The organism is Parasedimentitalea denitrificans, from assembly GCF_011813015.1.
Classification (GTDB): domain Bacteria; phylum Pseudomonadota; class Alphaproteobacteria; order Rhodobacterales; family Rhodobacteraceae; genus Parasedimentitalea; species Parasedimentitalea denitrificans.
In genome coordinates, this window is the sequence record NZ_QHLQ01000026.1 from 23,654 (window position 1) to 40,471 (window position 16,818).

Genomic DNA, 16,818 nt, shown 5'->3' on the forward strand with positions numbered 1-16,818 from the left:
AACCCTACGCGCCATCTACTCCACATTGTTAGCGACGATCATTGGCGCAACACAACATCATTTGATGAGACAGCACAAATTCGAAACCACCCAAACACTCGATTATGCAGCAGTTCAACTCGTATTAGCCTCTGGAAGCCACTAGACAGATAGGTAGATACGGCTATCCTACTTTTATTCATTAGTTTCTAAATTCACTGATCAGTTCCCGGCGGAGTTCACTATGAGTAGCTTCAAGGTCGAAGGCCCAGAGATCAAAAAGCTGCTTAAGGTAGCTCGCAACAAACAGATTTCGTTCGCGTACAATCCCGGCAAGGGTGATCCCCAGTATCTGGGATTGGACAAGCGAAAACCACCAAAAGTGCTGGGGCAAGAAGCCAAGAAACTTGGCGATGGCGCGAAGGCGGCTTTTGGCACCGCAACTCTAGACGGCAAACTTTTGTCGCTAAAGTGCGACGTTGTGCTCCCCGCAATGGCCAAAAAGCTCAAGAAATATCTGCGCACTCAGAAAGTTCCGCTGAACGTAGAAATTTGCGATGCCACTGGGAAAGTTTTGGAATCCGACATTAGTGACGACATTCCAGATGATCCTGAAGTGGGCGCGGAAAAAACTAAACCAACAGAGCCAGCTGAACCTTCCGCACCTTCTAGCCCCTCCACGCCGTCAGGTCCCTCGGCCCCTTCAGAACCGACAAAAGCGTCTGAACCTGCCCCGGCCACTAAGGATGGCAAGAAAGAGCAGGAAGAAGCAGAAAAACCGAATCCTAAGGCCGAAGCCGCAAAAGAATTGACCCAGAAATTGGTGGCGATGAAACCCGAATTAGCAGCGCTGCCATCAGACGTTGGCGCGCCGTTGCTAGAAGTATTTGCAAAGGTTGTCGCCGCAATGAAAAGCGGCAAGGTCTCGGCCGCAGCTGCAGCCGCTGAAAAGGTACAGGTTGCGCTTGAGAAAGCTCAAGCCAAGGCCAAAGCAGCAATTCCAGATGCTCCACCTCTGCCCGAAGACCCGCCTGCTAAGCCGCCCGCGCAAGAAGACCAAGACGCCTTGCGCGACCAGCTGACCCAAGCGTTTGCGGCACTTCAGGACCAGTACAAAGATTTCCAAGGGCGTGGAGATAAATCCCTGACCGCCAAAGCAAAACAATTGCACGACGCATTTGGCGCAACAATAGACACTGATCTGAAGAAGACAGAGCGCATCGTCTCTACGCTTAAAAAGTTCCTAGAGGCCCAGCTTGCCAACCTACCGGCCCGCAGCGCGGCGGACCTTGCCAAAGACGCGATCCTTGCAGCCGAAGGAAAGCCTGCTCCGGCTGATCGCTACGAACAATCCGCCGCCATTCAGACAAAATACCCCGGCGCATCTGTTGCCGCCAAAGACGCAATGGACGGCTTTGCAGCCGTGCTGGGCGATCAAGAGGTAACACCAGAGCTGTTGACTGCGGCCAAGGACGGAATTGCCAAAGCCGAAGAGCGTTTGGCCAAGGCCGAGGCCCGACTTGCCAAGGCCAACAAACTGGCAGACGGCCCCAACAAGGCCGAAGCCATTCGGCTCGCCCAGCTGGACGTTGACGGCCTAAAGGACAGAGTAAAGGACGCCAAAGAGTTTGAAAAAGCGGCACGTGGCAAAAAAGGCCTGTCCGAGGCCTTAGCATTTGGACCACTCTCCCCCAACTCGGCGCAGTCCTTCTCGGATGATGCCGCCAAGGCACTGATCGAAGGGTTCAGCAAGGATCCAGACCTGACCACTGCCGCAATAGCAGCCGCCGAAACCGCTAAACACCCCGACGCAGTGGCCAAGGGGCTAGGTAAGATCATTGACCAACGCGAAACGGGTTTCGCCGATTCCACAGGTAAGGCCTTTGCTAAACCAGAAGTAGCCGAGAAATACGCCAAAGACCTGCTGACGATGGGCGCAACAGTTGGCCCTGAGTTCTTTGAGCGGATGGACGACTACATGGCGTCCGGGCGCCAACATGTTACCGACCCTATGGGCGACATGCGGATCGCCGACAAAACTGCAAAGGCGCAGAAACGTTCTGCTGTTGTCGGAAAGGCGCTGTTGAAAGACGGGCAGATCGACCTGACCACACAAGAGGCCAAGGACGCAGTCGGAGACCTCCTGTTCAACCCACATTCATTGCGTGAACCAATGCCAGCCATGAACGAGCACGTCGTAAAGACGTTGGAATTCATGGGCGACGCAGACAACGCCGAGGCGGCCAACGGCATTCTATCGGACATTCCGGAAACCACGACCAAGACATCCCGCAAACTGGTACGCAAGGCACTGCGCAAACGTGGCCGAGACGCCGTTGGAAAAGGCGATGCACAAACCGCAGTGATGGCATCAATGCTGAAACCTCTGGACCAAGGGCCAGTTGGCTCATGCTTTGCCACCGCTCCGGCACGTCGCATGCGCGAGACGGAACCGCTTAAGGCAATGGAAGCCTATGCATCGATCGCCGGGACAGGGAAATACAAACCAGCCTTTGGCCCTGAGGTCGCGGCAGTAACCAACCTGCCCAGAAACGAAGACCCGCTGATGCGCAGTTGGGAATACTCCCTCGCCACCTCCACAGCCAGGGTCGCCGGATCGTCGAGATCCAAGAGCTTTGAATCCGCAATGGATAAGGGAACCGATGCCCTGTCCGATAAACTGACGGATATCCTGTCTGACAAAGCGTCAGAAAAAGGCGGCCTGTCCGGTTTGTTTGGGTCACTCAAGGAACGAGTTTTAGGCCTGTTCAAGGCAGATAAGTTGCGTACCGCGATCGCAGATTCGTTTGAATTCACCTATGATCCGACCTCAAAAATCACCGATTCAAGCGACGGAAGCTCTACCACCGGTCGGTATATCCTGGTGAACAACACCAACAACAACGAGATCCGCAGCAAGGCCGCTTTTGCAACCGAGATCGCCAACGTGGCAATTGCCTTTGCTGAATTGGACCCGACCTCGGATGAGGCTGATGAGGTCCGCACCTTTGTAAGCACGGATGCCTTCATCGACTCCGTCACACCAGAGTATTCAGATGGCTCGCGTTATCTACCATGGGAGCAAAGCTCTGGCGGGCAGACAACGGCGGCAACAAAAACTCTGTTTGGCGACAAGATGGAACAGAAGAAGTTTGTCGATAAGGAAACCAGTATTGTCGACATGGGGGATCGCACCGAAGAGCTGCTGGGGAACATGCTCTCAACCTTCACGGGCGCTCCGGAAGAGATGATCACAATCCGCACCGTCGGAATGCACGGCTTTAATGCGTTGCCCAATGATCCTTCACTTGCCAAGCTCAAGGGTGACACCAAGGACGAGATTGAGGCCAACGTAAAAACTCATTTGATAGACGTTGGTAAGGCATTGAAAGACACGGATATCGAGGAAAAACGTGCTGCCTATCTGTTCGACAAGCAGATCGAGCTTGAGCGTAAGAAGATAGACGGAGACGCCACGCTTCTCCCGCTCCTTGAACAGGGCGCAACAGCGCACCGGCCAAGTGATGCCTGCACCCCAGCCGAGATAAATGCGGCTGTCGAAAATGCCATTGATGCCTATTTGACAGAAAAGGCAAAGGGCTACACTGATCAAGCCAAAGCAAAGGCTTGGTTCAAGAAACAGGCCGCCGGTGAATCCAAAACAGCCATGATGCGCGATCTTGGCGCACCCGAATTTGTAATTGCTGACAGCAATTGGGGCAGCGCCGAAGATCATACCTTCTTTGTCATTGCACCCGACCCAACAACAGGTGAACCCCAGCTGTGGCAGAAAACCGTTCCCCCGGGCAGTATGCGCCCCGCGACCGACGATTGGGCCAAGGCAGAATGGGCATCAATTCGATGAAACACAAACTGATGAAAGGCGAAACAAATGGCTGACGCACTTCCTAATATTGATTTCGTCCGCACCGCCGAAGCAGAATATGTGGTCATCATTGATGACGCGCAGAAAACGGCTGACCTTACTCAACTTCTGACCATGGTGCCGGGATTAGCGCAGCCCGAGGCAGCGACGACGCTCGCCAAGGCGGTGAACCACATCTCTCAGGGGCGTGGCTTTTCCGTGATCACTGACCCATCCGCATTTGCCCAAGCCTACAATGCACAATTGGCAGGCGAGGATGTAAATACACCGTGGCAGGAGGGCGTCATACGTCTGGTCGACTTTGGTGTGCCTGACTTTGATGAAATTCAGGCCCCGTCCCTAGTCAACGACCAGTTGGTATTCTTCGCACGCGATGGATTTACCGGATTGCCCTACCGGGTCGAGACCAGCCTGGGTGCAATAGCCTCTGTGAGCGAGGACAGCTACAAGGCGTTGGACCTAGAACCTGTGGAAGACGATGAAGAGTTCGACGATGAAGGCGAACTGTCAGAAGAAGACCGCGCCTTTATGGAGAGTTTGGAAACGGTTACCCACAGCTCGGATTAAGGTCTACGCAATTGTAATTCCGTTCATTCACGAACCGAGTGCAGCCCTTATTCGACCACCGGCTGTGCAAGCACCCAGAGGCTGAATGATGTCAGCAGAACCATGAACACCATCATGGGCAGTTGGCTTAGAACGGCCTGACGATGTGATTTGAACAGGCGGCTGGCTTCGATATGGGCAAGAAGAACCGACAGGGCATGGCCAGTCACCAAGGCGATCACGGCTATCCACCACACGTCCTCTGCAGTCATGACACCAACGTCGATCATTCCATTTGTGTCTCCTAAAAGCGCCCAGCCAAGATCAAATGGATCGCTTAATGCAGGGATGATCAATTGTCCGGCCAGCATTAGAAAGAACACATAGTGCGCCAGATGGTAGGCAACGGCTATTGGCAACAGTGATGTCGCAAACCCGGTAAATATCTTGCTAAACTTTGTACCGCGACCCGCTGCCAGCCAGATTGCGAATGATAGCGCGGTATAGAGCACCCACGAGGCTAGGATTGTACTGATCAGCCCGATACTAAGGATGAGTTTCAGCAGATCCACGCCGTGTTCGCGCAATGTCAGCAACCAGGGCCGCAGCGTCGTCGACTCTGTTACCCATTCGAGAGCTGCGGACCAGATTGGTGTCTCTGAGATTCCATCAAATAGGACGATAGCAATAAGCGCTACGACAAATACGGACTGCGATACACTCAGGGAATGCCCGATCAGACCTGATGTTGGAAGACGAAGTTCCACCCGATTACGTTGGATGCCGATTGGGGCAAGCCGCCCAAGCAATCCAAACAGTAGCGTCAGCGGGTCAGCAGTCTGAAACCAGGCTGATCGCCCCAGCCAGAAAGCCCCCAGGAAAAGCCCAAGGGTATAGAGCAGAACAATGAGAGCCATTGCCCTAGGGTTCTCGGACCAATCCGAAACAAGTTCGATCCAGGATAGGAAAATCAATCCAAAAACCGCAAGCCAACCGGCCCAAGCCGGTGGATGAGAACGACGTTTACGGGGCTCAAATCGGGCCAGAGCAGCATCCACGACTGTCGCAAATGGGTTCAGGCTCGACCAAAGATCGACGACCAATGCGCTTAACAAAACAAAGCCTACCCACCAGATGACCCATATAAAAATCGTTGCAAGGTTCTGAGTAGGCGACGCGGGGCCAAACAAGGCAACTGTCAGGATCAGAGCCAGCGCAAGTACTGCCAACATTCGAAACAACGGAGCCATAAATCGGGTTACTTGATATGGGACACGGATGCCAATTGCAGATCGCATGTGTTTTTCGACACGCAGAAAAAGAGCTGATCCCAGAAATGTAAGAGCCACCGTCAACCCGGCACCGGCAAGGTAAAAACCAAGTGGCAACGGCAGATCATACCGTTGGCCAAACGCATGCGCCCAACTTGCATCTGGTACAGCCACACAGAGGAGAGTGACCGCTAGCAAACACCTATTCATGGCGTGCGGATCTCAAGATAGACAACAGCCTTCTCTGTCCTCCCCAAGAGGTCCTCTACCCCGTGCACGACAATAGCAAACCGTCCTGTATGAACGGCTAGAAACGCGAAAACCGCTGGGTTCCCGGCTTGGCCAACGCTGACGATGTCATAACCGTGCAAGTGCAACTCATGGCCCTCAGCACCGGTCACCGCCAGATGCACATTGCTCCCTTTTGGAATTTGAATAACAGGAGCAGGACCGGCTTGGTTGACCATGACCGTCAACTCCAACACAGGTCCATCATCAGCTGTCTCATGTGCATCTGTAAGGGATGTCTCGTGGGCCTCAGTCTGACCAATGGCCATGACGAAAGCAAAAATTGTAATCGCCTTAAATAAAATGGATTTCATGTGTGGTTGCTCCAATTGGAGCTGTGCCAGACTCCCGGCACAGCCCTCTGACTAACCGGTCTCAATGCCCGGCAAGTGCATTCCACTCAGGTAGAAGCACAATAACATTCGGGTTCAGACCTGCATCTTTCAGGGTATCCATCGAAGCTACGACCTCGGACGTTTCCAGATCCACCACCGAGACCGAACCATCCCGCATTTCGGGCAGGTTGATGAACGAGTTTTGCACGAACCCGTATTTCATGTCCTTCGTGAACGCTACATGGTGGGCACCGTTACCTGTCTCGATAGTATTCAACAACTTAGGCCCCATGATACCTTCGGAGATATCGAATACATGCAGGTGCCCCGGCGCGGCAGTGGTGGCAAACATCTTGTCGCCTTCTGGATTGAAATACATCTCCAACGGCACCCCAACTTTCATAGGGCTGAAATCCACCGCCATTTCGGCCGAAAACTCTTGCCTGCTCTCATTCCAAGTCAGAGCCCAGATGCTTGCACCAAACATATTGGTAACCAGGAAAGTTGGTGGCCCACCACCAGGCACACGAAGCAATTCGACAGGTGCTTCTCCGGATGGAGAGGGTTTTGACGATACCTTGATTTCCTCAAGCAGCTCCAGCGTACTGGCCTTTACAATCGAAATGGTTTCACCCGGATCGGTTAAATCGCCTTTGATGGTACTAGTGACAAGAATACGGTCTATGTTGGTATCAACGGCCAACCCATGTGGGTTGGTACCGGGCAGCTTGATCTCTCCAGTGACCGTATCGTCAGACACCCGCCCCTGCCACACATTGCCCGAATTCATGCAGGTCAGGTACCAATACTCATTGTCATCATCGATAATGATATCCTCACCCATCGAGCAGTTGGGAATATCGATCGTCTTTAGACGCGGCGGGAAATCACTCATTTCCATAACCTGCAGTGCGGGCTGGCCTAAACTGGTCAGGTAGAGTTTGGACATCGTACGATCATAGAAAAGATGGTGCGCTACTCCGGTTGCATCCAACGGGATATCAACGAGCCACTCCCCAAACTTAGAACTATTGGGATCAACATCGATAATCGCGATCCCTTCGCGCCGTTCCTCTGTCCCAGAAAGTTTCAGACTTCTTAGATCTTCTGCCGGTTTGCTTTCATAGCTCATCATCGCCAAGATTTCGGCAGACACTCCACTGGTAGAGAGAGCCAACGCGCATGTCGCGAGTAGCGTCATTCGTTTCTTCATGAGACCGTTCCTCCAAACCTATCAAGTTAGGCCGGTACTGCAGGAATTGGCGAAGTTACTTTCCGTGCCACCCTATCACTGCAGGCCATACCCTTCCGGTGAGTGTAGCGCTGTCTGGCCAGTTTTCCCGTTTCGCGTCCGCCAATGTGATCGGTGGGGCGCTGGAACGATGCTCACGAAGATTTCGAAGTCGTGTTTATGCCCACCCAAGCTGCTTCAGGGAATGGCCATCATTCCAGATCTTGGTCATGTGTTTGATTTTATCACCGTCAAAATCCATCACATAAACATAGTCGGCAGCGATAGCCTTACCCGTTGGCGCACCTGTTCCGGCATCAACGGTATGCGTTCCGTGGAACACTGCAGCAGCTGTCACATTGCCCCGCTCTTCATCCACAGCAAACGACTTCAGCTCGTAGCGGCCATCCGGAATGGGGGTAAGCAAGCCCTTCATCCAATCGGTGTAGCCTTCGAGGGTTGTCACCTCGCCAAGGGCATCCGCTTGGGCAGAAAACGCAGCATCATCGTGACACCATTGTTTGCAGGTGTCCCAACCTTTTCCGGTTTCGCAGGCGTCAAAAAATTCCCAGGCGGTTTGCTTAATTGTCATGATGTCCTCCGGTCTGAATAAACCGTCATTGTGCGGTTTGATCGCGTTAAGGTAGCTCGCTTCAATCACTTCGCCAGACAACGTGGCAGAGATGCAATTTTCAACTCAAAACCGTCCCGGCTTGCCAAGAGCGGGACGAACAAGAGACATATAGACAAGTGAGATCTTGTCCCTCCATCTACTTCGCCTCCCTAAGCATAATCTCCATTTCGTCAAAGCAAACTGGCCAGAACTCAGATAGAAAACCAACCGCTTCTTGTTCTGAGACCTCGGACCGGTTGCCATCGGCATCATGCGCTTGGCCAATCGTATAGCGAAAATCAGTTCCTGTTTCGGTGGGTTTCAGATTGTAAGTCTCGGGCATGCTGATGCCTTCACGCCCCGGATCGTGGATGCGGGTGGAAAAGTACTCAAACGGCTCCCAATCAGTGACCCAGTAACGAAAATCCGCAGCGTTATGTGCGCAGTGATATCCCGAACCAGCACCGATGCGCCCCTTGGGCCGGTCAACTGTCACAGAAATCATCCCATCCATCCACCGCTGCTTTAGCTCCGGTGCGGTAAGTGCGTCCCAGACAGCAACCAAAGGCAAATCAAAGTGACGGCGGTAGGTCCACACGCCGTCCTCCTCCTCCAGATAGTAATGATCGCATCCAGCGCGAAAACTCTCCCAAGCCTTCGCAAGATCGTAAACCTGCATCGAGACGTCACCGAAATGTTCAAACGGCTGCGAGTAAGGCACCAGCGCAGCGTCCACCCCCATGGCCTTAACTGCTGCGTCACTAAAAAGCGCATAGCTACGAATGCCTGTGACAGCGCTGACATCCGTCTTTGTCATCCGGTGGACAAGAATCACATCCGCGCCCGAAATATCTTTCATAGGGCCAACTTGCATTTCATCGAACCCACCGTGGTGAGCAATGATTTTCAGATCCAACCCGTCTACATTGGCGCAGGCTTGGCAAGTGCAAGTGTTATTCGCGATGATGTTTTGTCGGCGGGTGGCAAATGCATTGTACAGGTTCTCACATGTCGCGAGAAAGGTTTCACCAGTGGGGAAGCCTTGCTGGGTTGAATAGGCCAGCACCGCGTCGCCTTCCATCTTCCAAAAATGTAGAGGCTCGCCAATTTGCTCGACCATAGTGCTGAGCAATGACTGCAAGATCGGGTTGGCGTGCTCAAGCTCAGAGGTTGTCAGGAACTGGGTATAACCAGAGATATCTGCGATCAACAAATAGCCATATTGCGTTGTCATCAGTTTATCTCCTGAACAATTGCCGGGCCGAACATCCATATTCACCCGCTCTTGATGAAATGAACTGGGGTGGAATGAAGGGAAGACCACAAATGTCGCTGGGCTGAGCCTGTATTTTCCGAATTTGAGCATTCTGGCGTCAGCGGCAGAAACCAACCAAGGCACCAAGACCAATGCTTTCTGCCTCGAAGTGGGAACCTTCAGCCCAGACTTAACGTCAAATACTTCCACAGTGCTTCCAAGACTTCGGACCCGAACGCAAGAAGCGCCCCGAAGGACGATAGCGCATTGTATTCTATGACAAAGTCTTGATTACGGGAGCATGATTTCACCGTAAGTTGACCTGTTTGATGTCGATATTCAGGATTTTCACCCGATATCTGTGTCTCAAAATGAACCACCAATTCGACAGTCCCTTTCATCGCGATCTCTTACCTTGATCTGCCCTCCCAGGCACGGAGAGGTTCGCCATTAATTGGCTCCGACGTTCGACAGCACAAAACAAAAAACTGCGGGGAGGAAGTCCTCACCGCGGCTTTTGCTTTACAATAGATTAGATCAACTCTTGGCTACATCCTCGACCTTGGCGTGTTGTTCTTGCTTCGCCGCCGGACGCTTAGCTTGCTCTCGTTCGAGCAACGCATCAACCGCTGCCGGACGCATGGGGTGGGTTGCGATTTTCTTGGCATTGCTTGCAGAAGCAGCCTGTTCAAATTGCACGAAAGCTTGGACTAACTCCTCATGGGGAAGCGCGGACAGCCAAGCCTTAACGGTTTGCCCAAACGCTTTTTCGCGTGCGAGATCGGTCACAACGACCTTCTTCTGGTCTTTTCGACCGCTTCTTTAAACCGGTTAAACGCGCGGTCAGTGGCAGTTAAATTAGCATTAGACATAGTGTAATCCTTTGGTGTGTCAGCTATTGGCGGGGATTATTCCTTCGCTAGAAAACACATCAGATCGTTTGGTGTTTTGCGGAAACGGTTTGACTGGTTTTTTTGAGTTATTTTTCTGCGGGGTCCTCATTCCTCGAATTCGATTTCGGGTCGTCTGATTTGAGGCCGCGACTTCTCTTTAGTTCAAGAATGCTTTTGGTGAGTGACTTGCGAGCCTTAACAATCTGGCGGACCAGTCTGTGCGGCAACATAGCGGTAATATTCACGATCGCCGTATCGGCCGCTCTGATTTCTTCATACTCTTTGACAAGCTTGGCTTTTGCCTCGGCTAAGGCTCGCGCATCCGCGCGCTCGGTCATCAGTCGCCAGGCCCTGCCAAAGGCCCGCCGAGCACGTTCAGCACCGCCTTGCGATTTCCGGATCCTGTCAGCAAGTCCGGGTGAGTCTGGGCTGTGTTTTCCTGCTTCAGTTTGCTTGAACTGTACAGCGCCATCAACCTCATCAAGTTTGATCAAGCCACTGGACAATCCATCTGCAACAGCAAGGATCGCATCAGCATCTTCTTCTCGAGAAGCAACTTTCTGTTCCTGCTGATCGAGCGTCTCTCGGTCGGCCTTAATTTTCAATTCTTGCTCCGCCCGCCACTCTTGCGTTCGGCTATGGCGTTTCTTTGGTGGTGGTGTTTCCCCTTTGGCACGTGCTTCCCGTATTTTGGCGGCATGGTTTTCACCCCGGGTCAGATCAAGTCCAGCAAACCACTTTCCAACACTGTCTTGCGCTACCTCATAGTCCTTGATCACTTCATGCTTTGACGGCTGAAGCATCCGCCGGGTGGCTGACCCCTTGCCGGAGACAGCGCGTGGCAAAATCACCGCGTGAACATGATAGGTTTTCTCATCGCGATCTGCTCGAGCATGAACAACATCATCCCCGAATGTTTCCTTCAGCCAAGACACGGCGTGCTCTTCAAATTGTTCTTCGCGAGATGTCAGCCCCAGAAACCCGTCGATATCATCTTCGAACCAACCCTTGTGGGCTGTCAAAATGATCTCACGCATTGGCCCGTGTTTCGAGTTGCGCCAGGGCTCTTTCGGCCCTTCGACCATCCGTCTTCTGATATCCGACTTCCGTTTGCGACGTGTCAAACCGTCAAGCTCATCAGCGAAGTTCTCGGCCCGCATCTGCGCGACCTCTGCCTGAGCTTTCCTGGCCCAGTCCTCTTCACCGATCAGTCGCTTGTTCGGATGGAAGCAATCCTGGTCAACGTGCCCCAAGTCACCACCGGTTCGTTTTCTGTGCATCTCGTAACCGGCCAGCTGATGCGGCCACAGGCCTTCAAACCGAAGCACCACCGGATACTTCTTGCTTGGTATATCTGTCGGCATGTTTCCGTCTCCCGTTGAATTCGGGAGGGACGTGGGTTCGCATGTTCGATTACGGAAAACTGGTTTATCTTAGACCAAGAATGTTCATTAGCTTCAGAGCAGAGACCCGCACTGCAAATTCCATTTAAGCATCATGGGGAAAGGCCATTCTCAATTGTAGGGGACAATGGAAGGGCCAGGTTGCAGCACCTTGCATATTTCCGCAATAAGGGCGGGTTGTTGCCGTGCGCTGCTATCTGCTCCGACGGCAGCTAAGCGCACTTAACGGAGTTTGCAAATTCTTGGCTGTTTCCATTCGCGCGGTGCGCAGCTGGTAGGAACCCACAGCCGCTGCATCCAAATCAATTCTTTGTTAGGCGCAGAAAATCAGTCTACCTGATCGACCCGCGCCACGCTGCGGCCCTGACATGAAAACCGCCATCCAGTGTGGGCGCAGCGAGATCGCAGGGGCCTATGACCGAGTTGCGGACAACTCGGTCATAGGCCTCTGCAGCATGAATATACAGCATACGAAGCGTGACGGGGCACGGAGCGTTTGGAACAGAGGTGCCTGTTCGGTTGAGTGAATCTGATCGGTGAAAAGTTGTTTTGTCTTGGCAGTTTGTCCCTATCTGTCCTGCGCAGAAAAACGGTTAAGCAAGTGTCCGGACAGGTGGAAAAGATTACTGCGCCTGAAAGCTGCAACAGCTGCGTTTCTGCCTTTCAGTGTTCAGAAAGCACTTCTTGTGTTACCCTCGTCACATTTCATGAACCGTTTTCTTAGAATGTGCCTACAGGATATCGGAAATGACAATCACCACCCACAAATGGCCGCCTGACAAATACCAAACAAATTTCTGGCCACCAAATTGGCTAAGGTACGAGGTCGAATATCCAGAGTCCGGTCGCCCTTCGCGGCTGCTGGCACATAACAACGTTCCTTACTTGGCGACGATCAGCGGCGAAGCCGACCTCGAAGCGGCCCTGAAAACGGTTGCGGCCCAATATCTCGAAAGTGTCCGCGATCTGCTCGGTTCCGACTGGCAGTCGCCGGAACCTGAAACGGCCTCGCCGGACGTGAAGCCACTGATGCCGGACAGCTGGCATGATGCGCTTGGTCCGAGCGCCGACCTGCCCGATCCGGGAGAGATCAAGTGGCTCAACATATGGCCCCCGATCGGCACCACCACAGACCCTGACTCACCCACACTTGCATCGTGGAACCTATCGCAACAAGCAGATGGCGGCCTGCCGGCCTTTGTCGTGATGACTGGCGCCGAGGTATACTTCCCGGACGAAGACGTCATGTCGTATTCGTTCGGCGTCCGCGTGCCGATGGCAGTAGAGGCTCTGGGCAGCGAGGTCCGGGTGATCATCCGGTCGATAACCGTAGAGCATCCCGCCAAAGGCTATTTTAGTGTCACCGAGGGCTGGGCCTCGCGAGACAACAATCTTCTGGATCAGTTGACACCATTGCGGACTCCTTCGCGGGACGCTTTAAGCGTTTCAATCCTGGGCCAACTCACCGCGCTCAGTGCCAAGAGCGCGTTTGTCGACCAATCTACAATGAACGCAGAACAATTGTTGTTTTCAGTGTCGCCACCCACGCCAGACGCTGCGTCGGTGTTACGACTGACATTGGTGTCCAAGGCGGCGTCCACAGCACCCGTCGATGCCGACTACAGCGTAAGATCGCAGTTTCCGATATCGCAGAGCTATCAAATCGTCTCAGCTTTCGATCTGCCCATCGCAACGGACTCGCTGGCGTCCACCGAGGTATGTCCTCTTGTCTCAAATGCCGCCAATCCAGGCGCGGCCGAAGTCTTCGTTCAGACGCCGTCCGGATGGGTGGAGCCAAGTGGAATAAGTTACCTTTACACGCTACGACGGCCAACGCGAGAAGACGAGGTGCTGGAGACATACCGTCTCGCGCGTGACATAGGACCTGCCACGGGCATGAAACTGGAGGCCGACGGCTTTGAGGTGCGCCGCTGCCCGAATTATGTCCCTGACGACAAGTCCGCAGGCCCCGGTGTAAAATCTGTACCCTTGCCCGGCGGAGAGGCCCCGGCCCCGCGCCGCAACGATTATTCGGCAATCATGGCCTATTGCTACAGCCTCGATTTTTTCAATTTTCTGAACGATATCGGTTTGCCCCCAAGTCTTTTCGTGGTGCGGGCGCAAAAAACGGTCGAGGTTTTTTATCGTTATGGGATTTTTCCGGGCCCTGGACGCAGTGGCCGGACGATCAATGCGCAGGTTGCGTTCGACTGTGAAGAGGCCGCACAGAGCAACAAGCCCAAGATACAGATACGTCTGGCGCTGGCCAATCTCAACCGCTGGTCGCGGCCGAAAAACCCGAACGCCACACCGTCTTCGCACCCGGATGACCGGTTCCTGCGTCCCGAACCGTTGGGGATCGCATCAAGCGGTCGCTGGATGTTGCATGAGTTCGGGCACTACCTGATTGCCGCGCGTCTGGGCAAGCTGGAGTTCGACTTTGCGCACAGCGCGGGCGATGCGCTGGCGGCAGTCTGGTACGATCCGTATTCGCGACTGAACCACACGCGCGGCGATGTCAGCGAGAACTTTCGCGGGATCACCTACCCCTTTGTCTTCACAACCCGGCGGCACGACCGGTCGCCACTGTTGGGCTGGGCGTGGTATGGCTCGTTGAACCGGTCCGTACTTGCCGCGCCACCGGTAAACTGTGAGACCCTCAAAGGGTATCTCACCGAACAGGTTCTGTCGTCCTCGATCTTCCGGCTATACCGCGCGATTGGCGGCGACACGAATCTTGGTGGCGCCCCGGACCACTACATCCGTTACCGCGCCTCTTTCATGACGCTGTACCTGTTGATCCGCGCGATCGCAGCGTTTTCGCAGTCGCCATCGAAAGCGGAGATGCTAGAGCTTGGCATGGAAGACGCAAGCCAGTTGATGACCACCCCCATCGACGTGCCTGCACCGCCGCATGGCATCTTTGATTACGCTCCCGCGCCACCGGTTGGGGACACTTGGTCTGGCGGAGTTTCACACAAGGTGGTGCGGTGGGCTTTTGAGGCGCAGGGTATGTTTGTCGAAGACGTGCTGAAGACCACCAACGGGCCAGGCCTTGCGGCCCCGGTAGATATCTATGTCCTTGACAATAGGCCAACGGACGAAGTTCTGCCCGGCGGCACCACGATCTACGGGCCCGGCAGTTACGCGCCCGTCTCGCTTGACTGGACCGGCGACCGAAAATGGATGGTGGACAATGGACTGGGATTCACCATTGGCAATCGCGGGCAGCAACCTGCCGGAGGGATCCGTCGGCGGATGTGGCTTGGCAGGTTGCTGGGCGACATGTCTCAGGATCACTGGGATCTTGGCGACAACATCGATTGGATACTGTTTCATCCAGTTGCCGACGAAGTGCCGGAGCTGATCGCAGGGAGAGAGGACCAGGTCGAGATCCCTGATATGTTCACCCAGCAAATGGAAATGGGCGGCGCGACGTTCGTCATTTTGCTTGAGAGCAGTTGTGACGACGATCTGGCCAATTCGGACCCGCAGGCCTTGCTCGCCGCTAAGATTGACAATGCCAACGGTGACAAACCGCCAGTCAAACCCCGTGCGCTGGCCGATCTGGTCGCGGGCGACAATAATCTCGGATTGATGCTGATCGACCTGCCCTGAGCGCTGACAGCTCAAATTTCATGAGTTGCTCTGCGCTGGTTCGCCCCAGGGCGTCGGCCATTCGCTTTTGGCGTGTGCGATGATCGTATCCAGTGTCGGACAATCGATACTGTCGCCATCTGATTTGTCCTTCATCAGCCGTTCCCAGATCGCAGCCGCAAGATGGCGGCTGGCGTAGCTGTCGGATGGGTAATGCACCCCGATACGTTCGCGATTGACCGCGATCCGCTGTGCGATAGTGAATAGCGGCGAATTAATTATCTTGCGCCCGTCGAGATCGCTCTTTTGCGGTTTTTGCAACAATCCGCCATCCCCCGGTGACGCGCCCGTGGGCAAAACGCCGTAGCGGTACGCGACACCTGGAATTTCGCATAGGAACAGCGAAATCAGATGTGCGAGGAAGGAGTGCCCGCTGGGAAAGGCCGGATGGGCAGGCGGGCCGAAAGGCACTGTTAGCCCAGGGCGCAAGATCGACGGGCGCACCCTTTTGAAAAATGCCTTGTAGGACATGTAAGCCACGTTACCGAGCGCCAGACCAATGTCGATCAGTTTCAGTGTGTAGGGGTGATCGAAGGAATTGATACCGAGGAAATGGACCAGATAGGCCGGCAGGCCGTCTGCCTGCACATCCGATTCCACAAGGTAACTTTGCCGCTCATCCTCCATGTAGTGCACGAGCGTTTCCAACTCGCCCTTGATGAACTCAAATGCGATGGCGCGATCAGCGGTGCTGTCGGTTGCAGGTCGCCAGGCGAGATCGTTCACTTCAAAACAGTTCAGAGGATCGGAGTTTTCAGTCAGGGGTAGCCATTTTTCGTAATGCCCTGCAAATTCCAGCGCGGCCAGCGTCGCAGGCTCGGCGCGTTCGGCTGCCCGCAGCCATTCGCCAAGATGCTCATCGAATGGCACCGTCCAGAAGCGCAGCGCCGGGTCCCAGTCTTCCGTCGTCCACTGTAGCCGCGGCTTGTCGGGCTGGTAAGGGTTAATGACATAGGCCAGCGGAAACGGTGCGTTGCCCGCGTTGTCAGGCGTGAAGCTGAGCGACCAGGGCAACAGCGCCAGCTCGATAGGGGTGGCGTAGTAGCTACGGATGAAGCCAATGCCGCCATCTGCGCCAACCGGGATCGCGCCCATGCCCATGCCCATGCCATTACCCATGCCCATGCCGTTACCCATGCCCATGCCGCCACCCATGCCCATGCCGCCACCCATGCCCATGCCGCTACCCATGCCCATGCCGCCACCCATGCCCATGCCGCCACCCATGCCCATGCCGCTACCCATGCCCATGCCGTTACCCATGCCCATGCCGTTACCCATGCCCATGCCGCTACCCATGCCCATGCCGCCACCCATGCCCATGCCGCCACCCATGCCCATGCCGCTACCCATGCCCATGCCGCTACCCATGCCCATGCCGCTACCCATGCCCCTTGACGACGTCATCTGAATTCTCCTTATCCTGTATAATGGACTTGAAATCTTACCAGTCTAATTTCT

11 protein-coding genes are annotated in these 16,818 nt (G+C 54.4%); 3 read left to right on the top strand and 8 right to left on the bottom strand.

Annotated features, from left to right (window positions below):
* Positions 1-223: 223 nt before the first annotated feature.
* On the top strand, positions 224-3,844 hold the full coding sequence (locus DL239_RS18845; protein WP_167685653.1) for a hypothetical protein: 3,621 nt from the start codon (positions 224-226) through the stop codon (positions 3,842-3,844).
* Between the two features lie 27 nt (positions 3,845-3,871).
* Entirely contained in the window at positions 3,872-4,432 is a 561-nt protein-coding gene (locus DL239_RS18850) for a hypothetical protein (RefSeq protein ID WP_167685654.1), read from the top strand.
* A gap of 47 nt (positions 4,433-4,479) precedes the next feature.
* On the opposite strand, the gene DL239_RS18855 is transcribed toward DL239_RS18850, so the two are convergent.
* The 7 genes from DL239_RS18855 to DL239_RS18885 form a co-directional block, all read right to left on the bottom strand.
* Positions 4,480-5,856, bottom strand: coding sequence for a hypothetical protein (locus DL239_RS18855; RefSeq protein WP_167685655.1), 1,377 nt, complete (start codon positions 5,854-5,856; stop codon positions 4,480-4,482).
* Positions 5,857-5,888: 32 nt separating this feature from the next.
* Positions 5,889-6,284 (bottom strand): hypothetical protein, encoded by a 396-nt coding sequence (locus tag DL239_RS18860; protein ID WP_167685656.1) that lies wholly within the window; start codon positions 6,282-6,284, stop codon positions 5,889-5,891.
* Positions 6,285-6,345: 61 nt separating this feature from the next.
* Entirely contained in the window at positions 6,346-7,518 is a 1,173-nt protein-coding gene (locus tag DL239_RS18865; RefSeq protein ID WP_167685657.1) for a YncE family protein, read from the bottom strand.
* Between the two features lie 196 nt (positions 7,519-7,714).
* The gene (locus DL239_RS18870) at positions 7,715-8,128 is read right to left on the bottom strand and encodes an ester cyclase (protein ID WP_167685658.1); all 414 of its coding nucleotides are present in this window, start codon (positions 8,126-8,128) and stop codon (positions 7,715-7,717) included.
* Between the two features lie 178 nt (positions 8,129-8,306).
* A complete protein-coding gene (locus tag DL239_RS18875) occupies positions 8,307-9,383 on the bottom strand; it encodes a DUF2652 domain-containing protein (RefSeq protein ID WP_167685659.1) in 1,077 nt (358 codons plus the stop codon).
* A gap of 558 nt (positions 9,384-9,941) precedes the next feature.
* Positions 9,942-10,193, bottom strand: coding sequence for a hypothetical protein (locus DL239_RS18880; protein ID WP_167685660.1), 252 nt, complete (start codon positions 10,191-10,193; stop codon positions 9,942-9,944).
* 190 nt (positions 10,194-10,383) lie between these two features.
* Positions 10,384-11,661, bottom strand: coding sequence for a plasmid recombination protein (locus DL239_RS18885; protein ID WP_167685661.1), 1,278 nt, complete (start codon positions 11,659-11,661; stop codon positions 10,384-10,386).
* Between the two features lie 786 nt (positions 11,662-12,447).
* On the opposite strand from DL239_RS18885, the gene DL239_RS18895 reads away from it, so the two are divergent.
* On the top strand, positions 12,448-15,318 hold the full coding sequence (locus DL239_RS18895; RefSeq protein WP_167685663.1) for a hypothetical protein: 2,871 nt from the start codon (positions 12,448-12,450) through the stop codon (positions 15,316-15,318).
* Between the two features lie 18 nt (positions 15,319-15,336).
* Here the strand turns inward: DL239_RS18895 and DL239_RS18900 are convergent, their stop codons facing one another.
* Entirely contained in the window at positions 15,337-16,764 is a 1,428-nt protein-coding gene (locus DL239_RS18900; RefSeq protein WP_206188531.1) for a phosphatase PAP2 family protein, read from the bottom strand.
* Between the last annotated feature and the right edge of the window lie 54 nt (positions 16,765-16,818).